Origin of the sequence: Amycolatopsis orientalis (genome assembly GCF_000943515.2) — a bacterium.
In the GTDB taxonomy this organism is placed as follows: domain Bacteria; phylum Actinomycetota; class Actinomycetes; order Mycobacteriales; family Pseudonocardiaceae; genus Amycolatopsis; species Amycolatopsis orientalis.
Window position 1 is genome coordinate 1,926,426 of sequence record NZ_CP016174.1, and the last position, 25,089, is coordinate 1,951,514.

Genomic DNA, 25,089 nt, shown 5'->3' on the forward strand with positions numbered 1-25,089 from the left:
AATGGACTTCGACAACAGACGTGTTCTGGTCACCGGGGCATCGCGTGGAATCGGCCGGTCCGTGGCCCTGCTACTGGCACAGGCCGGTGCTCAGGTGGTGGGCACCTTCAACACCGGGAAGCGCGAAGCCGCCGAGCTCCTCTCGTCGGGGATCGACGAGATGGTCCAGGTCGACTTCGCCGATCGTGCAGTGACGGCCCGGGCGCTCGCCGACCTCGCGGCGTCTGCTCCCTTCCACGGCATCGTCAACAACGCGGGCGCCATTGAATTCGAGAAATGGGACGAGATCACCCTGGAATCTTGGGACAGGGTCTTCGACGTCAACCTACGCGCCGTGCTGTCGGTCACGAGAGCGCTGAGCGGTTCGATGCCGCGCGGTTCCTCGATCGTCAACATCGCCAGCAAGGACGGGATGATCGGGACGTACTCGTCCATTTCGTACTCCGCGAGCAAAGCCGCGCTGCTCAACCTCACCAAGAGCCTGGCCAACGTGCTCGGCCCGTCGGGTGTCCGGGTGAACGCGGTGTCCCCAGGGTGGGCCGATACGGGCATGTCGACGGACCCGTCCTTGGAGGCGGGGCGGATGACGCCGCTTGGCAGGAACGCCCGCCCGGAGGAGGTCGCCGAAGTGGTGAAGTTCCTGTTGAGTGACGCGTCGTCGTTCGTTTCCGGTGCCAACTACCTTGTGGACGGCGGCTACACGGGCGTCGACTTGATCATGAAGCAGGAGGCGGAGGCGCTGTAGCTGAAGTCGACTCCGACCGCCGCACTGCGGCGACCGTGATACGGAGGGGTGCCAGTAGTGCTCGGTTAGGTGTGTCGTTGTGTGCACGCGGTCACCGACTGGGCTTCGGCTACGATCGACTGGCGATTCCGGCGCCTACGCATCCGGTAGGAGATCCGTGACGACATCCACGAAGCCTTCCTCACCCTCGGTTAAGACTCCTTGGCCCCACGGTGAACGACTGTCGCCGAGAAGCTCACGGGTGTGCGCCTGCTTATCACTTTAAAGAACTGAGCAACGGGCGGCCTGGTGGCGTAAATTGAGGCGCGGGTCGTGGGTTCTTGCTAGGTCTCCCCTGTGCACCGCGTGGGAACCCGCGACCCCACGGAACGCCTTTCGCTGCCCGAAAGTGCACAGCGGGGCGACGGGCCGACCCATATGGTGGCAAGCGAGCGTTCGTAACTGCGACACTGAGTCTTTCCGCTTTCCTGAACCGCATGAACGTGGCCAAGAGGTGTAAATGGCTGAGAAGAACCCGCTCCGGACCAAAACTTCCGTTGTCGGTCTGCCCCTTGTGGACGGTGCCGGGCTGGGAGTTTCAGGCCCTCCCGACGGAGCGATCAGCGCTCGCGCTGTTCAGACCGTCCGCCGCATGGCGCATGATGACGCCGACGGCGCTGTCTTGCTTGCAATGCTCGGGTTGGACAGTTCCGCGGGTTAACGGCTGGATCGAGCTTCGCTCTCGCGGAGACTCCTGCGTCTCGGTGGCTTCCTCGGGTAAAGCTGCCTGGAACTGATAGTGCCGGGAATATCTCTCCTGTTGCGCGGCACCTAGCTGATCTTCTTGTCATCTGCCTTAGGCATTTCGGCGCAAATGGGGCGATTTCTTGATTGTGCTGAATTGCCGGAGAGGTGAAGCCGGTACTTGCCGGGACGCAGGAATCTCGGTGCCTATCACCAGCCACAGGTGAATTCGGGGACTGTGATCCGAACGGCAAGGTGGCGGGTGCTGCGGCGGTTCGTCTCGGGGAACGCCAGGTGGTGCGGATGTCGCGTCCAGGCGGGCCGTGCCGCGGCCCGCTGTCGGTATTTGACGGAGTCGGCATTCGCGCGGTGTCCCTGGTAAAATTCTGCCAAAGGCGTGCGTCTAAAAACGTTGGGCCTCCTCTATTGCGTCGAACGCATTCGTTGTCCTTGTTCTGGTCATCCCTTCTTTGGAGAAGTAAAATCATTCGCTTTCGCTTTCGCTTTCGCTGTCGCTGATCGGGACCCCGTTGTCGTCAAGAGAGACGAGTCAGGGGTGGCCAGGATCACCCCGGCGCCGCCAAGAGTCTTCACCGATCGACCAAGTCGTCGCGTTCGCTGGTCGTGATCTTGGCTGGTCGCCGAATAACGTGTAGCGCCATCGTCGGCGTAGTCGGTTTCGGCGAAGCTGCGGCGCTCACCCTTGCGGCCGCGGTGAGTCAGAGTGCGGTAGATCAGCCGGCCGGGCCGCATGCATACCAGCCTAGCGACTGAGACCCGCCCTGAGCCCTTGTCTGACACCGGGGTCTGCGGGGTGTGGCCACGGCGGCCCCAGGTGCGGACCGGTTCGTCGAGTTCGATCGCCCAGGGCGCGGGCACCTGCAGGGAGAACCTCAGCCGGTGCAAGAAATGCGACATCCCGAGAGGGGTCACGGTGCGGGGAACTGGTTCGAGTGGAACGATTCTCGATTCGCCGACCACGTTCGGAACCGCCGCGGGTCGGTATGGCTGCGCACGTCACGACGCGGAGTCATTCGTGCCGGATGACTGCCCGAAGCTGCCCAGTGGCACAGCGTGATAGCCGGCGCGGGTCCGGGATCTGGACAGCCTTCGCGCCGAGATGTCAATCGTGCTCGATGTGCGGGGGCGGTCGAGGCAGATTTGCTAGACGAAGAGGCTCGGCAGAAGCCTGCCATGGTTCCGAAGATCCGGCACAGACATACGATCCTTGGCGGTAGGCAGGTATGTCGATCGCCGAGCCATTGGACTTTGCCCATGAACGTGTCTTTGTCAACTCAGCAGGAACTGGACGGCTTGACTGGTGGCGTGGGCAGGACGGCCATGGACAAGGCCATGATCGTATTGGCGTCGCTGATCACGAGCGAGGTGGCGCTCAGCCTTACCGAACTCAGCCATCGCACCCGGCTGGCGAAAGCGACCGTTCACCGGGTTCTCGCGGTGCTGCAGGCTCACGGCATGATCGTCAGGAGCGGGGACAGATACCGGCCGGGCGGCATGGTGCTGTCTGCCCGCCGGGGTGAGGATGGTCTTGTCGCGCTGCTTCAGCAGCACTCCACGCCGTACCTGGTCGATCTCCATCAGCTGACCGGACACACCGCGAGCATCAGCGTGCTGACCTGCGACTCGGCGCAACACGTCAATCAGATCTTCGGGCATCGGACTCCGAGATTGCCGAGCATGGCCTCGGTCACCTCGACCTTTCCCTCGACGGCCATCGCGCAGGTGCTTCACGCCTACGGGGCGGCGGGGCAGAGCGCCAGGGGCCCTTCCGATCCGGCCGCCGACAAATTGTCGGAGATCCGCCGTATCGGTCTCGCGCATGTCGACGATGCCGTGCACAAAGTCACCAGCATCGCGGTTCCGCTCACAGGCACCCAGCGTCCGACGGCGCTGGCACTGACCGGACATTTCAAGCAGGTGAACATCTTGATCGCGGCGAGGGCCCTCAGGCGAGTGGCATTCGAATTCGGCAGGATGCTGCTGGCGCACCGGGCGGTCATGAACCAGATCGAGCGAGCCGCCTCCGAGTGCTGACGCTTGATCCGTCCTTCCCGCCCGTCGGAATCACGACGCGGGTTCCGCATCAAGGCTTTCGAGGAAGTCGCGCGTCACGTCCGACTCTTCGACGAACGGCCATGACTCTCCAGCCTCCAGTCGAGGCCAGAATTGCGTACTCGGTGTAGCCGAGCCGGCTGAGCCAGGACTGGTCTGCCCTTTCGTGCTCGTAACTTTGGACTTTCGCCCACAGCGAAAGCCTCCCTCGTGTTCGCCGCGTCACGAAGCGTCACCTGATCTCACAGGCGACAGGTTCGGTGGGCCGATGAAGAAGGAATGAAGACCGCCGTCGCAATCTGTCATTGGCAAAGCAGCCGAATCAGGACGGTGATCGTGATGAGCGGTGTCCGAATCGAATTGAGTGGCCGGGAGCGGGCGATACTGCGGGCTGTCGAAGCCGGGCGCGGCGTCCTCATCTCAAGTTGCGAGCCAGGGCTCACCGTCGACGGTCGCTGGTGTGACCACGTCGCCGTTCACAACCTGCTCGGAGCGGGGCTGATCAAGGGAGCGCGGCAGGTCGGCTACGGGCAGCCGACACTTGCCGTGGTGACGGCGGCAGGGCAGGCCGTGCTCGCCGGAAGCGTGGAGTTCGCCGCCTGAGCGGTGACTTGCCTGATGTGCCCGGCTCGTCCGCGGCCAACCGGCTCAGCAGGTCGTCGCGCGGCTGTTCGGCCTTGCGGTTGATGCAGGTGCCGAGGCAGTCGAGAAACTCACCACGCGCTGACGAGATCGGCAGGGGCCGGACTGTCAGGCTGCTGGGCACGGCACTGGCCTGAATCATGTCCTTGACAGCATGCCAGACGAAATCGCGGGTCTGGGAGGCGCCGTTGTCCTGGCGCCGGAGATCGTGTCGAGTCGGTACACGGAGACCGGCGGCCCGGGATTCCGTGCGACCCGAACGACATTCTCGGCTACCCATTTGCTCTGGCAGTAGCCGTTGGCCAGGACTTCGCCAGCACCGAAAGGGTCCTGCCGGCGCCGTGGGGACGGTGCGTCGTGGGAGGTGATCGCCGTTGAAGCAGCCCCGCAATGGTCGACCGGCAACTCAGCTCCACAGCTGTCCCCGGTGATCGAAGCTTGAGGGCATGCTGCCGACCAACTCACGTCGGCCTGATAAGCCGAGCTTTCGGTATGTTGTCGAAAGGTGGGTTTCAACTGTCCTGCGCGACAATGAGAGTGAGGAGGCGACAATATCGTTGCCGAATCCGGCTGCCGCCAGGCGGGCTACCCGGAATTCCTGAGTAGTGAGTCTTCTCGGCGAGCTGATGTCCTGCAGAGCGGCTCTGGCCAGGTTCGCGACGTGAACATCACGGTACTCGGCACTCAGCCGGATCGCTTCACAGTACATGTTGCGTGCCGCGGTCGAATGGCCTTGTTCGGTCAACAGCAAGCCAAGAGGGACGATGGTACGCAGTAGCTCGTTCCTTGACTCCGACGCTCGCAGCAGCCCGAGGATCTCTTTGACAACGTCGGTCGTTTCTCCAGTGCAACAGGTCACGGCGGAGACATACAACGCGCGGCCGACCGCCGCGGCCGAACCCCAACGGCGCGCAGCCGTCAGCCCTGCCATCGCGAGCATTCCTGCCTGGTCCCTGTCGCGCCGATGTGGAGTGGCCAGTGCGATGCCGCTCTGCCACGAGGCGATCGCGGGATTGGTCAAGCCGTAGCGGCGCAGCTCTTTCCCGCATTGCAAGTAGTCATCAATTCCGGCGGCTGGATTTCCCAACGCGGCTTTTGTTGCGGCTTGAGCGACGAGGAGTAACGTCCGGTCACCGCCGGGCAGGAGTGTGCGCGACGTCTCTCCGTCCCGAATGGCCAATATGCGCGCTGCGTCCTGCGGGCGGTGGGCGTCGACCAGGGCTTCCGCCCACCACGCTGTCGCTGTCGACGAAAGGGTGCATACCGGAAGATTGGGGACAATCGTGGCGAAATTATCCAGTGCGGCGGACTTCGCTCCGGTCAAATGCTGGATACGCGCACGTAGCACGGCGACCATCTGCATCAACGACGAACTGTCACGGCCATCGGAATGTGAGGAAACACGCGCTGCGTAAAATCCTGCCACGGCTGGCTTGTCTGCGCAGATCAAGGTCAGCAATGAGTAGAAGACACACGCCTCATATTCGAGGCAACCCTCATCTTTCAGGGCTGATTCCGCTCGCGCGGCGGCTTCCAGTCGGGACTCGCCGCTTGCAAGCAACTGGGCTGCTCGTGCCGCCGAGCACAATCCATCGACACCGCGATGGTCGGCAGTATGATAGCCGAACAGTCTCTCCAAGCCGATTAGCTCAGTTTGGAGGCCACGTACGCTTGGCTTTGCATGTTCGTTTGCGGCCGCTACCTTTGATCTTAACGACGGCGCGTGCAGTGCCAGCGATTCGCGCGGTAGCCTCCGTTGGCTTGCTTTGAGGTGCGCCCGACGGCGTTTCGGGTTCAACATCGCGTATGCGAGGTCCTTGCGGTTCGCTACATCCAGCTTGTCGAAGACCTTGCAAAGGTGTTGCTCGACGGTGCTCACCGTGATGTTGGACCGCTGCGATATCTCTCGGTTGGTCAGCCCGCTGCGCGCGAGCGATGCCACGCTTATCTCCTCGCGTGTCAGGGCTGAGCCGGGTGTCAGCTCGAGCATGCGATCGGCAGCGTCGGCCGCCCTGGCCGACCAAACCGGACTCGCGTGCAGTTCTGCCATCCGGCGAGCCGCGTCGAACATCTTCCGCGCTTCCGCTGGACGGTGGCATTCCGCGAGGTGGGTGCCGAAATCATAATGTACACGCACCTGTCCGTGCCGGATCGGTGAGCGTGCCAGGAGCGTGGTGGCCACACGCAGTCCTCTGGAAGTGCGGTTGTCCGATTGAGCGATGGCGAGGGCATGCAGAGCGACCCCATGACTGTATTCTCCGCCCCAGGCCTTGGCGACTTCGAGTTCGTCCTGAGCGAGGCAAAGCGCCAGGTTCCGGTATCCCAGTGCGGCTGAGCACAACGAGGCCGGCGATCGCCATCTGATGGCCGAAGGATTGAAGACGGCCATGTTCGTGAGCAGTTTGCCGCACGCCAGGAAATCGTCCAGGCTACGTCCGAAACAACCCGCGGCGAATTCCAAAGCGGCCATGGCTGCCAGTACTAAGGAATAGTCTGTGACCACTTTTCCCGGCTCGAAATAGCCTTGGTTCTTCAGTGTCAGCTTAGCCTGCTCGATGTCGCCTAGATCTGCCATGATCTCCACCAGCCAGGCCACGCAGACCTCGGCCAGATGACCCCTTTGGCCGGCGGCGAGCATTCCGGTCAGGATACGGCGGGCTTCGACGGTTTGGCCGGTCAGCGCCAGAATCCTCGCTCTAAGTAGTGTTAGTGCCGCCTGATGTGGCTGCGTTCGCTGTCTGCCTGCGGTGACGGCCCGAGCCTCGACCTGCCGCTCGGCCAGTTGCAGTTCTTCAGCTTGGATAAGGGTGATCACGGCCGACCACAAGCAAACGACATCCTGGTTGTCCGACATTTCCAAGGCTTCTTGCGCAAGTGCCACCGTTTGTTGCCGGTTGGCGCCTCGGTTGCTCAATGTCAGTCCCCTTACGGCCCTTCGGCGTGCGGAGTCGGCCGGGCCGTGCTGAGAGGCGGTGATCTTCGGCAAACCTGGCGCATATGCCACAGTCGGATCGTTCGGTCCGCCCCATTCGTCTTCTCCGACGAGCGTCTCACGCCCAGTCAGACGGCTGCCGACGTCGCTCACGGTCGTCCCCAGGCCGGATCGGATGCGAACTGCTCACGAGACGACAGTCGGCAGCTGCCAATGGGACGCCCAATGATCGCGCAAGGGTAACCGGTCGCAAAGAGCAGAGACCCGGACATGCTTTTCTCCTTCAAGGCAGCCGACTCGCTGCCGATTTGTCAACTACTACGACTGTCATCTAAGGCTGTCAACAGCGTTGGACCTAAAGAAAGTAGTCTTTGCCCGAATAGTCATTCGCATTCGTTCGACCCGAGCTGTCGGCGAGGTCGCATTGATGTGCTTAGGGGCCCATGCGGGCCCGGGCAATACTCCATCTCGGCAGGTTGGGTCGAATGCTCGGTCGCATCGTGTGAGCGCGAAGCTGGCATACCCTGTGGAACTACCCCTATATGGGGGACAAAGGCCTTCCGGTCGCCCGCTGTCCGTGTCATAGTCGGTCCTCGCGATGCCGCAGCAATCGAGGCGAGTCATCGATGCGCAAACAACCAGCGCACCGCTGCGGGCAGCCTTGGACCATTGGTTCGGACTAGCTTAACGCCATACTGGAATGTGAGACAATGCACAGCACACTGATCGTGGCCAAAATCGCGCCTGGTGCAGCCCGGGATGTGGCCGGGCTGTTCGAGGCTTTCGACAACACGGAAATGCCCGAGCTGATGGGCACCCGACGGCGCCAATTGTTCGAGTACCGCGGGCTTTATTTCCACCTGCAGGACTTCGACGCGGACAACGGCGGCGAGCTGATCGAGGGGGCGAAGACCGACCCGAGGTTCATGCGGATCAGCGATGACCTCAAGCGATTCATCACCGCCTATGACCCCGCCACCTGGCGGTCTCCCGCCGACGCGATGGCCACCAGGTTCTATGACTGGGCGCAGCCATGAGCAGACGCTATGGCCGAGCCGTCATCACCGGTGTCGGCGTCACCGCACCCGGTGGAGCCGGCGCCAAGAGTTTTTGGCAATTGCTGACCGACGGCCGGACCGCCACTCGGACGATCTCACTCTTCGACGCATCGGCATTCCGCTCCCAAGTCGCCGCCGAGGTGGATTTCGACGGCGAGGCAGCCGGACTGAGCCCTCAGGAGACCCGGCGAATGGACCGCGCCGCTCAGTTCGCCGTCGTGACCGCTCGCGAAGCGGTGTACGACAGCGACTTGGATCTCGGCGCCGTCAACCCGTCACGAATCGGCGTGACAGTCGGCAGCGCGGTCGGCGCCACCATGGGATTGGATCAGGAATACCGGACGGTCAGCGATGGCGGTCGTCTTGATCTCGTCGACCACGAGTATGCCGTTCCGCACCTGTACAACTTCCTCGCTCCGAGTTCGTTCGTCACCGAAGTGGCCTGGACGGTAGGCGCCGAAGGGCCAGGGACGACTATCTCCACTGGCTGCACCTCGGGCCTGGACGCGGTGGGCTACGCCGCGGGCTTGATCGCCGAAGGCTCAGCGGACGTGATGGTGGCCGGCGCTACCGATGCACCGATCTCGCCGATCACTGTCGCCTGCTTCGACGCCATCAAGGCAACTACACCGCGTAATGATCACCCAGAGGGCGCATCGCGGCCTTTCGATGCCACCCGCAACGGGTTCGTTCTAGGGGAGGGCTCGGCGTTCTTCGTGCTCGAAGAGCTGGAAGCGGCCCGCCGACGGGGTGCTCGGATCTACGCGGAGATCGCCGGATACGCGAGCCGGTCCAACGCCTTCCATATGACCGGGCTGCGCCCGGACGGCAAGGAGATGGCCGAAGCGATTCGGGTCGCGCTGGCCGAGGCACGGCTCAATCCGGAGGACATCGATTACGTCAACGCGCACGGCTCCGGCACCAAACAGAACGATCGGCACGAAACGGCCGCGTTCAAACGAAGCCTCGGCGACCACGCCTACCGCACACCGGTCAGCTCGATCAAATCGATGGTCGGGCACTCACTGGGTGCGATCGGGTCGATCGAGGTGGCCGCGTCTGTTCTGAGTATGACGCACAACGTTGTGCCACCGACGGCGAACCTGCACAACGAGGACCCGGAGTGCGACCTGGACTATGTGCCACTGACCGCACGTGACTGGCGTACGGACGCGGTGCTTTCCGTGGGCAGCGGATTCGGCGGTTTCCAGAGTGCGATGGTATTGGCCAAGCCGGAACGAGCCGCACGATGAGCCTTCCGACCACCAGCCGGGCCGTGGTGACCGGTCTGGGTGTGACCGCGCCGACCGGCCTGGGGATCGACGAATACTGGGCGGCCACTCTCGCCGGGCACAGCGCCATCGACCGGATCACCCGTTTCGACCCGGCTCCCTACCCGGCTCAACTGGCGGGAGAGATCCGCGGCTTCACCGCGGAAGAGCATCTGCCTGGCCGCCTGCTGCCGCAGACCGACCGGATGACGCAGCTGTCGCTCGTCAGTGCCGATTGGGCATTCCTCGATTCCGGGCTGGCACCGGCCGACCTGCCCGAGTTCCAGGCGGGAGTGATCACGGCCAGCCATTCAGGCGGGTTCGAGTTCGGCCAGAACGAATTGAAAGCGTTATGGAGCAAGGGCAGCCAGTATGTCAGCGCCTATCAGTCGTTCGCCTGGTTCTATGCGGTCAACAGTGGCCAGATCTCCATTCGCAACAACCTCCGCGGACCGAGCAGTGTGCTGGTGAGCGACCAAGCCGGCGGTCTCGACGCGGTCGCTCAAGCTCGTAGACAGATCCGGCGGGGAACGTCACTGGTCGTCTGTGGGGCGGTCGACGCGTCGATCTGCCCGTGGAGTTGGGTCGCGCAGCTGACCGGCGGCAGGCTAAGCCTTGGCAAGGATCCGAAGAACGCGTACCTGCCGTTCGACGACCGTGCGGCCGGCCATGTGCCGGGTGAGGGTGGGGCGCTGTTGGTGCTGGAGGATGAGCGGCACGCGCGGGATCGTGGTGCGCCTCGGATCTACGGCGAGATAGCGGGGCACGCCGCCACGATGGATCCGCCGCCGGGAAGTGACCGGCCGTCCGGCCTGCGCCGGGCGATCGAGCAGGCGATGGCGGACGCGACCATCGAGCCGGAAGACGTCGATGTGGTCTTCGCGGACGCGGCGGCTGTGCGATCGCTGGACGAGGCAGAGGCCGACGCGCTGGTGGCGATATTCGGTCCCGGTGGAGTCCCGGTGACCGCGCCCAAGGCGACAACCGGCCGCCTGTACTCCGGTGCCGCCTCGCTCGACCTGGCCGCGGCGTTTCTGAGCATCCGCGATCGTGTCGTTCCACCGACCATCGGCACCTCTCTGTCGCCGCGTTATGAGATCGATCTCGTCACCGGGACGCCCAGAGCTGTCGACGTGCGGTGCGCCCTCGTGCTCGCCCGCGGCCAAAGCGGATTCAACTCCGCCGTGGTCGTCCGCGCCTTCGACTGATCACCAGACCCGCACAAATCAGGAAGGCAGAACCTTTTCATGCCCGGATCTTCCCCGTTCACCCTCGACCACCTGCGGGCCACCCTGCGCGCAGCTGCCGGAGCTGATGACATCTCGAGCCTTGAGGGCGCAATCGACGACACCGAGTTCGTCTCGTTGGGCTACGACTCGATCGCGCTGCTCGAGACCACCAGCCGGATCGAGCGGGAGTGGAGTGTGTCCTTGGACGAGCAAGCGATGGCCGCGGCCAGTACGCCACGTGAGCTGGTCGCGCTCGTCAACGCACATCTGTCCGCCAAGACCCCCTGACCTGATGGATCGCTGAAAGAGAGTTGCGAAGACGATGCTCCAAGAAGGAAAAGTCGCGTTGGTAAGCGGGGCCAGCAGCGGGATCGGCCTGGCTTCGGCCAGACTCCTAGCGAAGCAGGGCCACCGGGTGTTCCTGTGTGCCCGTGGTAAGGAGGCCTTGGACGAGGCCGTCGAGGGCATGCGGGCCGATGGCTTGGAGGTGGATGGCGGCACCGCGGACGTCACGTCCAAAAAGGACATCGAGGCGGTGGTACGGGCTGCGGTTACCCGGTACGGTCCGATCGATCTGCTGGTCAACAACGCCGGCCGCAGTGGTGGCGGTGTCACGGCCGACATCAGCGACGACCTCTGGTCGGACGTCATCGCCACCAATCTCACCAGTGTCTTCCTGATGACCAAGGAGACGCTCAACGCCGGCGGCATGCGAGCCAAAGACCGTGGCCGGATCATCAACATCGCATCCACCGCGGGAAAGCAGGGCGTTGTGCTCGGTGCACCCTACTCCGCGTCGAAGCACGGAGTGGTCGGCTTCACCAAGGCACTGGGCAATGAGCTGGCGCCTACCGGCATCACCGTCAACGCCGTCTGCCCTGGATATGTGGAAACGCCGATGGCGCAACGGGTCCGGGCCGGCTACGCGACAGCCTGGCAGACCACTGAGGAGGCCGTGATGACCAAGTTCACCGCCAAGATCCCGCTCGGCCGGTACTCCACACCCGAAGAGGTCGCCGGGTTGGTCGGCTATCTGGCCTCGGACCTCGCCGGATCGATCACCGCTCAAGCGTTGAACGTCTGCGGCGGTCTGGGCAACTTCTGACCTGTGCTCGCCTCTGACGATAAGGAGACCGAAATGAGTAACGCCCCAGAGCGCGAGGTGGCGCATGAAATCACCATCCGAGCCGACTCCGCCGCGGTGTTCCGGCTCATCGCCGACGTGGAGAACTGGCCGCGAGTATTTCCACCGTCGGTGCACGTCGACTGTGTCGACCGAGAGGGAAACGCGGAGACGATCCGGATCTGGGCCACCGCCAACGGTGAACCGAAGACCTGGACGTCGAGGCGGGGATTGGACCCAGTGGCCCAGCGGATCACCTTCCGGCAGGAAGTGACCACACCACCGGTCGCCCGGATGAGTGGCACCTGGATCGTCGAGCCGGTCGGCGATGGCACCCGTCTGCGGTTGCTGCACACCTACCGCGCCGTGGACGACGACGCGGCCGGGTTGGCGTGGATCGACGAGGCGGTGGACCGGAACAGCCGCAGCGAACTGGCGTCGTTGAAGAAGACCATCGAGTCGATGACCGAAGACGACGACCTCACCCTGTCCTTTGTGGACTCGGTTGAGGTGGCAGGTTCCCCGAAGGACGTGTACGACTTCATCAACGAGGCCGGCTTGTGGGCCGAGCGGCTACCTCACGTACCGAGTGTCGTGCTCACCGAGGACGAACCCGGGCTGCAGGTACTGCGGATGGAAACCCGCACCAGGGACGGATCGTCGCATACCACGGAGTCCGTCCGAGTCTGCTTCCCGCACGACAGGATTCACTACAAGCAGACCACGTTGCCTGCCTTGATGTCCCTGCACACCGGATACTGGCAATTCGAGGAGAACGCCACCGGCGGCACGACCGCCAGTTCTCAACACACTGTGGTGATCAACCCGGAGACCATCACACAGGTGCTCGGATCCGAAGCCGGGGTAGCCGAGGCACGTGCCTACATTCGTGAAGCATTGGGCGCCAATAGCCGGGCAACGCTCGAGCACGCCAAACGCTACGCGGAAGCAAGGCGCTGACCCGGACCGGAATTCACGTGTGGTTCTCCTTCGACGACCCAGGGATGTGTAGGAATGGATGCTGACGTGATCATCGCCGGCGCGGGCCCCGCGGGCCTGATGCTGGCCGGCGAGTTACGCCTGGGAGGTGCGACCGTCATCGTGCTGGAGCGGATGCCGCACCGCAGTGGCGAGTCCCGAGGGCTCGGATTCACCGCTCGCACCATGGAGGTCTTCGATCAACGGGGTCTGCTGCCCCGGTTCGGTCCCATCGAACTGAGCACAGCAGGGCATTTCGGTGGATTGCCGGTGGATTTCGGCCTGCTCGACGGTGGCCATCAGGCGGCGAAAGCGGTGCCGCAATCCCAGACCGAGCTCGTACTGGAGCAATGGGCCACCGAACTCGGCGCCGACATCCGGCGGGGGCATGAGCTCCTCACCCTGACCGACGACGGTGACAGCGTCACGGCGGAGGTACGAGGACCGCACGGAACGGAGCGGGTGTCCGCGCCATATCTGGTCGGCTGCGACGGAGGCCGTAGCACCGTGCGAAAAGCAGTGGGGTTCGACTTTCCCGGTACCGCGGCGACCATGGAAATGTTCCTCGCCGACGTCCGTGGCCTTGACCTCGAACCACGCATGATCGGCGAGACCCTCGACGCGGGCATGGTCATGGTCGGCAGGCTGCCTGACGGCATCACCAGGATCATCGTCTGTGAACACGGAGCACCGCCGCGGCGCCGGATCACGCCGCCGGACTACAGCGAAGTGGCGGAAGCCTGGAAACGGCTTACCGGTGACGACATTTCGCACGGCGAGCCGGTCTGGGTCAGCGCGTTCGGTGACGCCGCCCGTCAGGTGACCGAGTACCGCCGCGGCCGGGTCCTGCTGGCGGGCGATGCGGCACATATCCATTTGCCCGCCGGCGGGCAGGGAATGAACACCAGCATTCAGGACGCGGTGAACCTGGGCTGGAAGCTCGCCCGAGTCGTTCAGGGGACTGCTTCTCCCGCACTTCTGGACACATACCACAGTGAACGTCACCCCGTGGGCGAGCGGCTGCTGCTGAACACGAAGGCACAGGGGCTCCTGTTCCTCCGTGGTCGTGAGATGCAGCCGCTGCGGGACGTGCTGACCGAACTCATCACGTTCGACGAGGTGAGCCGTCATCTGGCCGGAATGGTCAGCGGCCTCGAGATCACGTACCGCGTAGGCGGTGGCACACATTCGCTGCTGGGGCGGAGGATGCCCCGGACCGACCTCGTCGGCTCACGTGGACGGACAACGAGTACCGAGGCATTGCGAACCGGCCGGACCGTGCTGTTCGACTTCGAGGACAACTCGCGGCTCCGCCGGAAGGTGGCGGGTTGGACGGCCCAGGTGGATGTCGTGACCGCGGAAATCCATGGGGACACCGCAAACAACCCGCTTTCGGGGACCGCTGCCGTTCTGGTGCGCCCGGATGGTCACGTGGCTTGGGCCGCGCCGGGCAGTCACGGTGACCTTCGGATGGCGTTGGAAAGCTGGCTGGGGGCTCCGGATGAGTGCGTGAGCCTGGCCGGGGCGTCCTGATCATGTCCTCGGTGCTCCTTGACACGCAGGTGATCGTCGTCGGTGCCGGCCCGGTCGGTCTGCTGCTGGCCGGCGAGCTGCGCCTCGGCGGAGCGGATGTCGTCGTGATCGAGCGGCTGCCACAGCCGACGACCGAATCGCGGGCCTCCACCTTGCATGCGCGCACAATGGAGTTCCTGGACAGCCGGGGACTCTTGGAACAGTTCGGAGAGCTTCCCGGCGATGTCAAGGGTCACTTCGGCGGCGTTCCTCTCGACCTGACGTTGGATGGCCCGTTTCCCGGCCAATGGAAGGCCCCACAGACACAGACGGAGCGGATTCTTCAGCAGTGGGCCGCCTCCCTGGGCGTCCCGATCCTGCGCGGCCATGAAGTCACCGGCCTCATCGTCGGACCCGGTCGGGTCCTTGCCGAGGTCACCGGGCAGGGTGCGCCGGTCCGTGTTCGGAGTATCTTCGTTGTCGGCTGCGATGGCGAACAGAGTACCGTTCGGCGGCTCGCGGAGATCCCCTTTGTCGGCCGGCACGCCACCCGCGAACTTCTCCGGGCCGACGTCGAGGGCATCGACGTTCCCGACCGGCGTTTCGAGCGATTGCCCGCTGGGCTGGCGATCGCGGCTCGGCGGGCGGACGGCGTCACTCGAATCATGGTGCATGTGTTCGGCAGCCAACCGGGGCGGCGCGACGGGCCGCCGGTCTTCTCCGAGATCCGCGAAGCGTGGCGGCAGGTCACCGGTGAGGACATCGGCGGTGGGGTTCCCTTGTGGATCAACTCCTTCTCGGATGTTTCGCGGCAAGCCGTTTGTTACCGCAAAGGCCGGATCCTGCTGGCCGGGGATGCCGCACACGCACAAATGCCGATCGGTGGACAGGCCCTGAATCTGGGTCTCCAGGATGCGGCCAATCTGGGTTGGAAGCTGGCATTGCACGTGCGAGGAAAAGCACCGAGCACACTGCTGGACACTTACCACACCGAACGACACGCGGTCGGTGTACGAGTGCTGGGCAACATCAAGGCACAGGCGACCCTGTTGCTCGGCGGTCCGGAGGTCGATGCGACCCGTGTCTTCTTCGGCGAGCTGCTCGGTCACGCTCGGGTGCGGCAACAGCTCGCCGGAATGATCTCCGGTCTGGACGTCCGATACGACGCCGGAGCCGGTGACGACGAGCGCCTTGGCCGGCGTTCGATCCCCGAGAACGTGACCGTGAACCAAGGAAAGACCAGTACCTCGGCTTTACTCCGCGGCGGCCGAGGGCTGCTGGTGCTTCGCCTCGGTGACCCCGACCGGCTGGCCCGGCTGCGCCGGGACGCCGCCCCCTGGGCGGACCGGATCGACACAGTGGTCGCCGAAGCAGGAACCGCGAGTGGCGTCTTGGTTCGCCCGGACGGCTATGTCGCCTGGTGCGACGACGGTCTGAGCGGACTGCCCGACGCGCTCGAGCGGTGGTTCGGATCGCCGGGCAAAACCATCGACACCCACCTCGACCTCCCAGACAGCACCTCTTTCGGACGGAGAAAACTCATGGACAGGCTGGCCGGAAAGACCGCTCTTGTCACCGGAGCGAGCCGTGGCATCGGCCGCGCGATCGCCATCCGGATCGCGGACGAGGGCGCCTTGGTGGCTGTGCACTACGCGGCGAACACACAGATGGCCGAAGACGTCGTCGCGACCATCGAAAAGAACGGCGGCCGTGCGTTCGCCGTTCAAGCGGAACTCGGTGCGCCCGGTGACGCCCACGAACTTTTTCTTCGCTTGGAGGCGGGACTGAAGGAACGGACCGGATCCGTCGAACTCGACGTCCTGGTCAACAACGCCGGCGTGATGGGAGGGGTGCCTGCCGACGAGACCACGGCCGAACAGTTCGACCGTCTCATCGCCGTCAATGCCAAGGCGCCCTTTTTCCTCATCCAGCGCGCGTTGTCCAATCTCACATCCGGGGCACGGGTCATCAACATCTCGTCCGGCCTCACCCGATTCGCCAATCCCGACGAGGTCGCTTATGCGATGAGCAAGGGTGCTGTCGAGCAACTGGCGCTACACCTCGCGAAGCCGCTCGCGGAACGGGGCATCACCATCAACAGTGTCGCTCCGGGGATCACCCGGAATGGCAACCCGGTCTTCGATATCCCCGAGGCTGTCGAGCAGATGGCACGACTGTCCCCTTTCGGCCGGGTAGGTGAACCGCAAGACGTCGCGGATATCGTGGCTTTTCTGGCTTCCGACGAGAGCCGCTGGATGACAGGAGCGTTCGTGGACGCCAGTGGCGGAACACTGCTCGGCTGATGCCGGGGTCCACTTCCGTGCCATCGGATCGCCGTCGGTGGGGACTGTTGCTCGTGCTCGCGGGGAACATGCTCATCGACGCGCTCGAGGTGTCGGTGGCCGTGGTCGCGATGCCCGCCGTCGGCAAGGACCTCAGCCTGCCGACGGCCGAAGCCCAGTGGCTCATCAGTGGCTTTGCCCTCGGATTCGGCGGTCTCTTGCTGTTCGGTCATCGCGTCGTCGAGCGGTTCGGCCGCCGCCGGGCTTACCTCGCGGCCTTGCTCTGCTACGTGTCCCTCTGTTGGGTGAGTTCCTTGGCCAGTGACCCAACGCTACTGATCGCCTCCCGAATCGGCCGGGGTGCCTGCGCCGCCCTGACCGCGCCGACCGGCTTGGCGATCATCAGCGCCACCTTCCGCGAAGGCGCGGAACGAAACCGGGCGTTGTCCGTGTACACCTTGGTCGGTGCGAGCGGATTTTCGGTGGGTTTGCTCATTTCTGGAGCTTTGACCGAAGAGAGCTGGCGGTGGGCTCTCGGATTTCCGGCTCCTGTGGTGCTGGTCCTGCTCGTCTTCGGATGGAGGCTCGTGCCGGCCGACCGTGGAGACCGCGAAGTTCGCCCGGGCTCCGGTGCGCTCACCGCGGGCTGCCTGACCGGAGCACTCGCGGCTTTGGTCCAGGCCATGGTGAATCTCCCCGTACGGGGTTGGCGTAGCGTCCCGGTGGCGGGTTCATTCGTCTTGTTCGTCCTGCTCGTCGGAGCGATGCTCGTCGTCGAACGTTCGGCGTCACGGCCGCTTGTGCGAGGCCCGATTTTCGCCGGCGGCCCGCGACTTCACGCGATGGTGGGTGCCGCTTGCCTCAACGGCTCGTTCATCGGCCTGCTCCTGGTGTTCATGATCCGGCTGTCGACGTTGCCCGGCTGGTCGTCTTGGCACGCCGCGCTCGCTTTGCTGCCGGCCAGTATCCCGCTGGTCCTGCTAGCCCCTTTCACCGGTCGACTACTCAACCGGTTCCGGACGAGGGCGCTGATCGCAGCCGGTTCGGTCCCTGCGTTTGCAGGCTATGTGGTGAGCCTGAGTTCAAGCACGTCACCGGGGTATCTCACCGGAATGCTGCCCACCGTGCTGCTGGTGGGTATCGGTTTCGCGCTCGGCTTCGCCGCCTTGAACAGCCAAGTGCTGCACGGAATCGCCGCGGAGGACCGGATGTCCGCCAGCGGTCTCTACCAGACGGTGGTCCAAGTCGCGGCGGTGGTGATGACGGCGGCCGTCACGGCTCTGCTTGCCCTCTCCGCATCAGCTGCGTTCTGGCTCGTTACCGGCGTCGGTGCAGTTGGCCTGGTCAACGCGGCGATCGGCCTGCGTAAACATATTTGAGAGGTAAGCCGAATGTGGCGTGATCAAACCCCCGTAGCGCGAGCCGACCCGCTGCAGGGTGTCCACAAGGGACGCGACTTACCGATCAAATGTGCGATTTACGTCATAATGTCTGGTTCGCTCGCGGGTCGTGAGTGGCAAAGAAGGTTAGAACGATCATTGCCGCTCACGACCCCGGCACAAAACACTCAAATCGGGCATGCGAGCAGGCTCTGGTGTCCCTTGTGGATGGTGGGGTGACGGTCAAGCCGACTACCCGGTCGCTGGCCCACAACACGCCACGTCTGATTCACCCTTCAAAGAGAAACAGAGAGGTAGTACAAGAATGAGTTGTCGTGTATTGATCACGGCCGCCACCGGGAACGTGGGGCCCCATGCGGCGGTTCACCTTCTGAACGCCGGCGTCGCGGTTCGCGCGCTCGTGCTTCCCGGGGACCCCGGTATCGACAAGCTGCCGGACGGCGTCGAGCTTTGCTATGGCGACCTTGCTGACCCGGATAGTCTGGACGCCGCGCTGGACGGCGTCACCGGCGTGTTCTGGATGTGGCCCTTCTTCACGCTCAGCGTCGATACGGCACCTGCCGTCCTGGCGAAGATCGAGGCTCAAGCGACCCGGATCGTGCTGGTGTCATCCGTGGGGGTCCACATCGGTCTCGAGCGTCGTGACAACAATTGTCATGCCTACCTCGAGGAATTGATCGAAGGAACGAGTCTCGAGTGGACCTTTCTGCGTACCACGGGTTTCATGGCGAACGCGCTCGGGTTCGCCGGCCAGATCAGCAATGGTGACGTCGTTCGCTTCCCCTACGGCGAGGCGGCCCGCACCTCGATACATGAGGACGACCTGGCCGCGATCGGTGTGCGGGCACTGACCAGCGACGGGCACGCCGGGAAGAAGTATCTGGTGACCGGGCTGGAGGTGCTGACCCAGCGTGAGCAGGTCTCCATCATCGGCGATGTGCTGGGCCGGAGCCTGCGCTGGGAAGACGTCCATGCTGAGGTCGCACGAGCGAAGATGGTGGAAACCGGTTGGCCACCAGCTTATGCGGACGGTGCGCTCGACTACTTCGGCAGGTTGACCCGGGAGCCTGAAGTCATGTCATCGACCGTGGCTGAGATTCTCGGAAGGCCTGCTCGGACATTTCGTGAGTGGGCCGAAGAACACAAGAGCAAGTTCGATCCTCAGGAGGTTTCGTTGTGACATCGGTCAAACCGGGGGCTTCCCCGGTCGGCTTCGCATCCATCGAAACGCTGAGAATCGTGGACTCGGGCGAACTGCGGACGTTCGTCGATCTTCTGGCGCACGAAGTCCATGCGTGCGACGTGTTCGCGCGCGGGTTCATCTCGGCGCAGATTTGTGTGAGTCTGGACAGCACGACCGTCGTCCGCCGAAGTCATTGGGCCGACGAGTCGTCATACCGTGCGTTTCTCGCGACTGCGCGCTCTCGCGGGAGTCTGTCCGATTGTCCGGGTGTCCACTCTCTCAGCGTGTTCGAGGGCGCTCCCAAGGTTGGGATCGAAGGACCTGCTCTCGGCGATACTCCGGGGATCGTCGTCGTCGCCACCCGGCATCTCTCGGGTCATGAATCGGCCCGCGCGGTGCTCGGCCTGCTCACAAAGAGTGGCGAGTGGAAGCGGCGGTTCCCGGGGTTCATTTCGGCGACACCGTACGTCAGCGAGGACGGTAAGACGTTTGTGAACTGCCCGATGTGGGTTGACGAGCGGGCGTTCGACGCGTGGATGGCAGACCCCAGGATCGCTGAAGCGCGCCACGAAGTCGTCGTGCAAGAGGCGGCGCCGCCGGATGTCGTCGTGTGCGTTCTTGACGAGCAAATCGAAGCGAGCGAAGCTTCGCTCCACGAAGGGGCCAGACGATGACAAGTGCCGCCCGTCGCCGCGAATCGCAGGGACCCGATGAGGTTCTGACGCAGCTGTGGGAAAGCATCTATGATCCCGGGACACAGCAAGCCATCCGAAACCTGCCGGTTCAGTCGAACTGGTGCTGCCTCGACGTGGGAGCCGGCGCCGGGTCGATGTCGTACTGGCTTGCGAACGTGGTTGATCAGGGGACCGTGCTCGCCGTCGATGTCGACACTCGCCAGTTTGACGTGAGCCGAAGTCCCAATCTCACCGTGCGCGAAGCCGACATCCACGAACTGGAATTCGAACCCCATTCCTTTGATCTCATCCTCGCCAGAGCGGTCTTCGGCTACCTGCGACGTCCAGAGGAAGCCCTCCAACGCGCGCTGCGCTGGCTGGCCCCCGGCGGCTGGATCGTTGTGGAAGATTTCTACTACCTGCCCACCGAGCACGTTCCCAGTGACCACGCCCGAGCCGTCACCAACGCCTATCTTCACCAGTTGCGGTCGACTGACGCTGACATGCACTGGGGGCGGAGGTTGCCTTCGACATTGGCGAAGGCAGGCCTGCATTCGGTGGATCTGCGGGTAACCCCGCTCGGCCCAGGGCAACACGCACTGGGTGACGAACTGATCCGGACACGGATGCGTTTACAAGGCCCGGATCTGGTCCGGCGTGGCGCGGTTTCCGCGGCGGATCTGGACAGCTTCGTCGCCGGGCTGGGTGACCCCCGATCACGCGACGTCGCCACACTCTTGTTCTCCGTTTGGGGACAGCAGCCCGCGACGCGCTGAACAGCGCCGTATTCGAAGATCACACAAAGGAGAATTCATGACCGACAAAGCGATGCGGCTCGCCGTCATCAACAGCAGCGTCCGGGACGGCAGGTTCGGCCCGACAGTGGCCGCATGGTTCGTCAGGCAGGTGGAGTCACATACCGGGGTAGTGGTCGATTACCTCGACCTGGCCGACAACGTCTTGCCGTTGACTCTGTCCGGCCGGTTGAGCGGGGAGGAGGAGGCAAAGCTGTCGGAGATCTCGTCTCGCCTGGCGCGAGCAGACGCGTTCGCTGTGGTGACGCCCGAGTACAACCACAGCTTCCCGGCTTCGCTCAAGAACCTGCTTGATTGGTACCGCACCGAATGGCAGGCCAAACCAGTGGGTTTCGTTTCCTATGGCGGTCTGGCCGGCGGATTGCGCGCCGTAGAACAATTGCGCCAGGTCTTCGCCGAGCTGCACACGGTAACGGTGCGTGACACCGTCAGCTTCCATATGGCCTGGGAGCAGTTCGACGGACAGGGAGAGCTCATGAATCCAGGCGAATCGGTCACAGCTGCCAAGACCATGCTGGATGAGCTTTTGTGGTGGGGTATCGCTCTTCGCGAGGCGCGCGAGAAAAGCCCGTACGGCTTCTGAACGACGGTGACCGTCGATGGTCCTGTGGCTCGATCAGCGTCGGCGACCGGTCGGCGCTGAACGAGCGCACCAAGACGACGGTGGGAGTGGATGGCGCCTGGTGACCCGCAGGCCGGTACGGGATCACGTTCGTACTGTCCCGGGATCATCAAGGGCCACGCAGTGTGCTGAGGCGCGGAGCTCCTGTTGTCCCCGACGACGTCGAAACGTGGAACACGACGTCGTCGAGGCGCTTCCCCCTCATGCCACTCGCGTAGGCCGCGGCTGACGGAGGACGTCTTGTCTCGGCGCACTGTCGTTGGCGTTCCTTGACAGCTCACGTTGCTCGGCGAGCCGGCTCCGCAGCGTGGACAGACCGCGATGTTGCATGACTCGGACGGAACTCGGCGTGGATCCGACCCGCATGGCGGTCTCAGCGGCCGACAAGTCCTCGGCGACGCGCAGCCACAGGACGTGACGCTGCTTGTCGGGAAGGATCTCGAGCAGCTTGCTCAGGTAGGAACCCATCTCACGGGTGACCAGGTGTTCCTCCGGCAGCACGGAACCGCTGGGGCCATCAGGTGTCGACGCCACCGGGCTGCTCCGGTCGCGCGAATTCTTTCGCCAGAGGTCGATCAGCTTCCGTTCGGCGAGGACGTAGACGAAAGCCATGAAAGGAAAACCTCTGTCATCGTACGTCGGTATGGCTCGAAGCACGGCGATGACGACTTCCTGGGCGAGATCCTCCGCGGATGAGAACCGCTGATCGTGTCCGCCTAGCCGCCGACGACAGTAGCTTTCGATACTCGGATAGATTTGGCTCACCAATCGGTCTGTGGCTCTGCCACCGCGCCTGCTCTGACGCATTTCATGTTGTGCCGCCTTCACAAGATCGAGAAGGAGTTCGGGTTCGGTGCGAGTTGCGCGGTCTGGCGAAAGTTGCTTTGCTGCGGGGGCGACGGTCATGGCAAGCTCCGCGGTGAGTCGGTGACGATCCGCGTCGAAATGATCAGGCGAGGAACACGATAGGCACTTCGCCTGCGGATGGGGATTCCGTTGCAAACGAGAACTACCAGCGATCCGGGCTTGTGGCCAGGCATCAGAATGGCCTTGGCAGAGCAGGCCTGTCCCGCGGACGGTCGGCCACGACACCTGCCCGCCGTGTGCCTACGGCGGAGGCGGCGAGCGTGGTGCCACCCACAGCGCCCGCGATGATCTCTTCAGCATGAGCCTCTTACCTCTCATGAGTCGGAAGAATCATCGGTAGGGTCGCGAGCGAACAGTCTCGGTGACAACCGTCGCAAGCATTCGGTATCCATCAGTTTCGTCATGACGCCGTCGTTTCCCGCAAGCAATCTGCCCTTTCCTCGACGTTTGATACCTGGATGGGCAAGACCGAGGGCCGCGAGTTCGCGTTTGTCACGCCATGCTGTCGAGGAATCACCGAGAGAAACCGCCCTGCCGGAGGGGATCCCCCGTGGGGACCCCCAGCGCCCAGGTACTCGACGGTAGCCAAGGTGGGAATCGCAGGCCGGGATTTGGTCCATGTCGTTATTCTGTATCCGAAGTGCCCTAGAACGCGCTCCGTGGCGAAAATTGGGCAGATGTCAGGGGGGAGTCGATCCGAGGCTTCCGATCGCTTTCGTCGCGGGCTAAATTCGGCTCATACTCAGACCCATGGACATGATTCTGGTCTTGAGCGATGGTGTCGAAGCGGGGAGCCGTGCGGCGACGATTCTTCAGAGAAGCTACTTGATCGATCGTGTCATGTCGCTGAAGGAAGCGAAGCTCGCGATCAGTGGCGGCAAGTACGTCGGTGTGATCTTGAATATGGAGTCCGCCGGTCGGGAACGGGTTGCTGCGACGGTCAAGGAGCTGGTCGCGGCTCGGTCGATACCGATTCTCGTTCTTACGGTTCACCAAGACGAGACTGACATCGTGCGAATATTTCATGCGGGTGCCGATGAATGTCTTCCGCCGACTGTGCCCGGAGTCGAACTGCTGGCCAGGACCAGGGCGATGGTTCGCAGGCAAGCGGAACGTCCGCCGGTGGAGGCGGATATCGTTGTCGGTGCATTGCGGATCAATCCTGCCGCCAGAGTGGCGACCTTGGACGGCTGCCTGTTGAAACTCGCCGGGCGTGAGTTCGACCTCCTGCTCGCGCTGGCCAGGCGTCCTGGGCACACCTTCGATCGGCATGACCTCCAAAAGGTGTTGTGGGGGGCGCATAACTCCGGGAGGGCCAATGTCAACGCCTACGTCTCCCGGCTTCGTCGAAAGTTGGGTGAGATAGCGGAAAGGCCGCGTTTCCTGCACACCGTCTACGGCAGAGGCCTGAAGCTTCAGGTTTCCGGCGTCGGTCAAGGGGGGCAACTCGGTCGCGGTGGCGGGCAGAAGGGTCCCTTCGTCGCATCTGAATTCGGCGAAGGGAACCTCCAGCCCAGGTCGCCCGTGGGATCGTGAGTGCAAGTCGGACTGCCGGATGACTGCGGGGCGGTCGGAAGCCTGTGAGGCGGACCCTGGGGCAGCCGTCGAGGACCAACGTGGACCCGTGGTCAACGCTGTCGATGTACACCCGGCCGCTTCCCCCGTCGACGACCTCAACGCGGTCGCCGGCGGGATCGCGAGTTATCGGCGTCCGGCCCAGGCGTCCCGGTACGGCGCGAGGAACTCGCTGGCCAGGCGCTGACGCTGCGCTGGGCCCCTCGAACAAACGCGTGTCCTCCTATATCAAAGAGATCACGAAAGGGGTGCGGATTGGACATGGCGTTCGATTTCATCGGTCGCCCCTCGACCTTCGAGCAGGCGCACGCGGTACTCGGGGAACGAGGCCGTTTGGGGCTGGTGAGAACGGCTCCGGAGGGTCGCTGGTCGAGGGCTGGTTCTCCGGCGGTGCGGTCGGACGGACCGCCGTCGGTCCCACCGGATACCGCGTCCGCCACCTGAGGGATCTGGTGGAACTCACCGAGCGCGGCCGATTGGACGTCTCAGCGTCGACAGCGCGATCCTTCCGCTGGCCGAGTGGGCAGATGACCTGACGGCCTTTCCGCGTCGCGTTGGCTCGGTCTGCCGGATCAGCAGCGTGGCGGTTTGAGAGCGGCAATCGGCCGGTTCGCCGGGATGTTCGAGTTCATCGATGACGCCGAGGGAGCGCCCTGGTCTGGGAGTTGAGAGTTCGTGAAGTCCGGTTGCACATGCTCATGACTCACGGGTATCGAGCTCGGGAGGACACGATGGAACCGGTACGTGTTGCGGTGCATGCGACCGACATGATCATGCAGGTGGGTCTGACGAGTTTCCTGCAGAGCCGCCCTGAGCTGGTCGTCGTGGCCCGAAGCGAGCTGGCCGAGCAGGATATCCTGCTCGTCCATACGGATCGGATGGCTCAGGAACTCGTGGCCGACCTGCGAGCTGATCCTGTCACGGCACAGGTCTCCAAGGTGCTCATCGTGGGTGAGCTGCGGGAAAGCGACATCTTGTCGGCGGTCGAGTGCCGGGTGGTCGCCGTGCTTTCCCGGGCGCAGACGTGTGGCGATCGTGTGGTCGAGACCATCCTTTCCGTGGTTTCCAGACGTGGTCTCCTGCCTGCGGAGTTGCTCGGACAGCTGCTGGACGGAGTGCGGCGGCTGCGATGCGACTCGGTCGACCCGAGGGGCGTGGATCTCGCCGGTCTGACGTCGCGTGAAGTCGATGTCCTGCGGTTGATGGCCGAAGGTCACGACACCGTCGAGATCGCGGACAAGCTCTGTTACTCGGAGCGGACCGTGAAGAACGTGATCTACGGGCTGACCAACCGACTGAAATTGCGGAACCGTCCGCACGCGGTCGCTTACGCGATGCGTGCCGGAGTGCTTTGAAGGTCTTTTCGGGTGACGTGGTGACAGGGA

General features: G+C 63.8%; 22 protein-coding genes. 19 read left to right on the forward strand and 3 right to left on the reverse strand.

Annotated features, from left to right (window positions below; translation table 11 throughout):
* Position 1: 1 nt before the first annotated feature.
* The 3 genes from SD37_RS09305 to SD37_RS09315 all read left to right on the forward strand — a co-directional run bounded on the left by SD37_RS09305 (position 2) and on the right by SD37_RS09315 (position 4,144).
* Positions 2-745 (forward strand): SDR family NAD(P)-dependent oxidoreductase, encoded by a 744-nt coding sequence (locus SD37_RS09305; RefSeq protein ID WP_044852703.1) that lies wholly within the window; start codon positions 2-4, stop codon positions 743-745.
* Positions 746-2,743: 1,998 nt separating this feature from the next.
* Positions 2,744-3,523, forward strand: coding sequence for a helix-turn-helix domain-containing protein (locus tag SD37_RS09310; protein WP_044852704.1), 780 nt, complete (start codon positions 2,744-2,746; stop codon positions 3,521-3,523).
* Between the two features lie 357 nt (positions 3,524-3,880).
* Positions 3,881-4,144 (forward strand): hypothetical protein, encoded by a 264-nt coding sequence (locus SD37_RS09315; RefSeq protein WP_044852848.1) that lies wholly within the window; start codon positions 3,881-3,883, stop codon positions 4,142-4,144.
* A 177-nt stretch (positions 4,145-4,321) separates the two neighbouring features.
* Here SD37_RS09315 and SD37_RS44270 read toward each other — a convergent pair whose 3' ends face one another.
* Positions 4,322-4,648, reverse strand: a complete 327-nt coding sequence (locus SD37_RS44270; protein WP_418189807.1) for an SDR family oxidoreductase — start codon at positions 4,646-4,648, stop codon at positions 4,322-4,324.
* Entirely contained in the window at positions 4,590-7,268 is a 2,679-nt protein-coding gene (locus SD37_RS41885) for a helix-turn-helix domain-containing protein (RefSeq protein WP_145926562.1), read from the reverse strand. The genes SD37_RS44270 and SD37_RS41885 overlap by 59 nt, the downstream gene beginning before the upstream one ends.
* Before the next feature lie 557 nt (positions 7,269-7,825).
* Between SD37_RS41885 and SD37_RS09320 the strand changes: the two genes are divergently transcribed.
* The 13 genes from SD37_RS09320 to SD37_RS09380 all read left to right on the forward strand — a co-directional run bounded on the left by SD37_RS09320 (position 7,826) and on the right by SD37_RS09380 (position 21,223).
* Entirely contained in the window at positions 7,826-8,152 is a 327-nt protein-coding gene (locus tag SD37_RS09320; RefSeq protein ID WP_044852705.1) for a TcmI family type II polyketide cyclase, read from the forward strand.
* Positions 8,149-9,426, forward strand: a complete 1,278-nt coding sequence (locus tag SD37_RS09325) for a beta-ketoacyl-[acyl-carrier-protein] synthase family protein (protein WP_044852706.1) — start codon at positions 8,149-8,151, stop codon at positions 9,424-9,426. Before SD37_RS09320 ends, SD37_RS09325 begins: the two co-directional genes overlap by 4 nt.
* Positions 9,423-10,652, forward strand: a complete 1,230-nt coding sequence (locus SD37_RS09330; protein WP_044852707.1) for a ketosynthase chain-length factor — start codon at positions 9,423-9,425, stop codon at positions 10,650-10,652. Before SD37_RS09325 ends, SD37_RS09330 begins: the two co-directional genes overlap by 4 nt.
* Before the next feature lie 39 nt (positions 10,653-10,691).
* Positions 10,692-10,961, forward strand: a complete 270-nt coding sequence (locus tag SD37_RS09335) for an acyl carrier protein (RefSeq protein WP_044852708.1) — start codon at positions 10,692-10,694, stop codon at positions 10,959-10,961.
* A gap of 34 nt (positions 10,962-10,995) precedes the next feature.
* Entirely contained in the window at positions 10,996-11,778 is a 783-nt protein-coding gene (locus tag SD37_RS09340; RefSeq protein ID WP_044852709.1) for an SDR family NAD(P)-dependent oxidoreductase, read from the forward strand.
* A gap of 33 nt (positions 11,779-11,811) precedes the next feature.
* Entirely contained in the window at positions 11,812-12,756 is a 945-nt protein-coding gene (locus SD37_RS09345; protein ID WP_065912770.1) for an aromatase/cyclase, read from the forward strand.
* Positions 12,757-12,810: 54 nt separating this feature from the next.
* On the forward strand, positions 12,811-14,307 hold the full coding sequence (locus SD37_RS09350; protein ID WP_044852711.1) for an FAD-dependent monooxygenase: 1,497 nt from the start codon (positions 12,811-12,813) through the stop codon (positions 14,305-14,307).
* Positions 14,308-14,309: 2 nt separating this feature from the next.
* Entirely contained in the window at positions 14,310-16,589 is a 2,280-nt protein-coding gene (locus SD37_RS43625) for an SDR family oxidoreductase (RefSeq protein WP_044852712.1), read from the forward strand.
* A gap of 53 nt (positions 16,590-16,642) precedes the next feature.
* Positions 16,643-17,947: an MFS transporter gene (locus SD37_RS09360; RefSeq protein WP_236725447.1), complete on the forward strand. Its 1,305-nt coding sequence runs from the start codon at positions 16,643-16,645 to the stop codon at positions 17,945-17,947.
* A gap of 340 nt (positions 17,948-18,287) precedes the next feature.
* Positions 18,288-19,148 (forward strand): NAD(P)H-binding protein, encoded by an 861-nt coding sequence (locus tag SD37_RS09365; protein WP_201788877.1) that lies wholly within the window; start codon positions 18,288-18,290, stop codon positions 19,146-19,148.
* Positions 19,145-19,825, forward strand: coding sequence for an antibiotic biosynthesis monooxygenase (locus SD37_RS09370; RefSeq protein WP_044852715.1), 681 nt, complete (start codon positions 19,145-19,147; stop codon positions 19,823-19,825). The genes SD37_RS09365 and SD37_RS09370 overlap by 4 nt, the downstream gene beginning before the upstream one ends.
* Positions 19,822-20,601 carry a class I SAM-dependent methyltransferase gene (locus SD37_RS09375; protein ID WP_052675015.1) on the forward strand — a complete coding sequence of 260 codons (780 nt, stop codon included), beginning with the start codon at positions 19,822-19,824 and terminating at the stop codon, positions 20,599-20,601. Before SD37_RS09370 ends, SD37_RS09375 begins: the two co-directional genes overlap by 4 nt.
* 37 nt (positions 20,602-20,638) lie before the next feature.
* Complete coding sequence (locus SD37_RS09380) at positions 20,639-21,223, forward strand: NADPH-dependent FMN reductase (RefSeq protein WP_044852716.1); 585 nt, start codon at positions 20,639-20,641, stop codon at positions 21,221-21,223.
* Positions 21,224-21,463: 240 nt separating this feature from the next.
* Here SD37_RS09380 and SD37_RS41890 read toward each other — a convergent pair whose 3' ends face one another.
* Positions 21,464-22,168, reverse strand: coding sequence for a sigma-70 family RNA polymerase sigma factor (locus SD37_RS41890; RefSeq protein WP_083254908.1), 705 nt, complete (start codon positions 22,166-22,168; stop codon positions 21,464-21,466).
* 711 nt (positions 22,169-22,879) lie between these two features.
* On the opposite strand from SD37_RS41890, the gene SD37_RS09390 reads away from it, so the two are divergent.
* The 3 genes from SD37_RS09390 to SD37_RS09395 all read left to right on the forward strand — a co-directional run bounded on the left by SD37_RS09390 (position 22,880) and on the right by SD37_RS09395 (position 25,059).
* Positions 22,880-23,665 carry a response regulator transcription factor gene (locus tag SD37_RS09390; protein WP_052675017.1) on the forward strand — a complete coding sequence of 262 codons (786 nt, stop codon included), beginning with the start codon at positions 22,880-22,882 and terminating at the stop codon, positions 23,663-23,665.
* An 88-nt stretch (positions 23,666-23,753) separates the two neighbouring features.
* Positions 23,754-23,891, forward strand: a complete 138-nt coding sequence (locus tag SD37_RS43040; protein WP_167369620.1) for a hypothetical protein — start codon at positions 23,754-23,756, stop codon at positions 23,889-23,891.
* Between the two features lie 544 nt (positions 23,892-24,435).
* The gene (locus SD37_RS09395; RefSeq protein ID WP_044852717.1) at positions 24,436-25,059 is read left to right on the forward strand and encodes a helix-turn-helix transcriptional regulator; all 624 of its coding nucleotides are present in this window, start codon (positions 24,436-24,438) and stop codon (positions 25,057-25,059) included.
* Positions 25,060-25,089 lie beyond the last annotated feature (30 nt).

What these genes read in the sequence shown, in the direction of transcription:
- SD37_RS09395 (WP_044852717.1), top strand. Translation starts at nt 24,436, where the DNA reads ATGGAACCGGTACGTGTTGCGGTGCATGCGACCGACATGATCATGCAG.
- SD37_RS09310 (WP_044852704.1), top strand. Translation starts at nt 2,744, where the DNA reads ATGAACGTGTCTTTGTCAACTCAGCAGGAACTGGACGGCTTGACTGGT.
- SD37_RS09315 (WP_044852848.1), top strand. Translation starts at nt 3,881, where the DNA reads ATGAGCGGTGTCCGAATCGAATTGAGTGGCCGGGAGCGGGCGATACTG.
- SD37_RS09380 (WP_044852716.1), top strand. Translation starts at nt 20,639, where the DNA reads ATGACCGACAAAGCGATGCGGCTCGCCGTCATCAACAGCAGCGTCCGG.
- SD37_RS09345 (WP_065912770.1), top strand. Translation starts at nt 11,812, where the DNA reads ATGAGTAACGCCCCAGAGCGCGAGGTGGCGCATGAAATCACCATCCGA.
- SD37_RS09305 (WP_044852703.1), top strand. Translation starts at nt 2, where the DNA reads ATGGACTTCGACAACAGACGTGTTCTGGTCACCGGGGCATCGCGTGGA.
- SD37_RS09330 (WP_044852707.1), top strand. Translation starts at nt 9,423, where the DNA reads ATGAGCCTTCCGACCACCAGCCGGGCCGTGGTGACCGGTCTGGGTGTG.
- SD37_RS41890 (WP_083254908.1), bottom strand. Translation starts at nt 22,168, where the DNA reads ATGACCGTCGCCCCCGCAGCAAAGCAACTTTCGCCAGACCGCGCAACT.
- SD37_RS09350 (WP_044852711.1), top strand. Translation starts at nt 12,811, where the DNA reads ATGGATGCTGACGTGATCATCGCCGGCGCGGGCCCCGCGGGCCTGATG.
- SD37_RS09375 (WP_052675015.1), top strand. Translation starts at nt 19,822, where the DNA reads ATGACAAGTGCCGCCCGTCGCCGCGAATCGCAGGGACCCGATGAGGTT.
- SD37_RS43625 (WP_044852712.1), top strand. Translation starts at nt 14,310, where the DNA reads ATGTCCTCGGTGCTCCTTGACACGCAGGTGATCGTCGTCGGTGCCGGC.
- SD37_RS09325 (WP_044852706.1), top strand. Translation starts at nt 8,149, where the DNA reads ATGAGCAGACGCTATGGCCGAGCCGTCATCACCGGTGTCGGCGTCACC.
- SD37_RS09340 (WP_044852709.1), top strand. Translation starts at nt 10,996, where the DNA reads ATGCTCCAAGAAGGAAAAGTCGCGTTGGTAAGCGGGGCCAGCAGCGGG.
- SD37_RS09320 (WP_044852705.1), top strand. Translation starts at nt 7,826, where the DNA reads ATGCACAGCACACTGATCGTGGCCAAAATCGCGCCTGGTGCAGCCCGG.
- SD37_RS09335 (WP_044852708.1), top strand. Translation starts at nt 10,692, where the DNA reads ATGCCCGGATCTTCCCCGTTCACCCTCGACCACCTGCGGGCCACCCTG.
- SD37_RS09390 (WP_052675017.1), top strand. Translation starts at nt 22,880, where the DNA reads ATGGACATGATTCTGGTCTTGAGCGATGGTGTCGAAGCGGGGAGCCGT.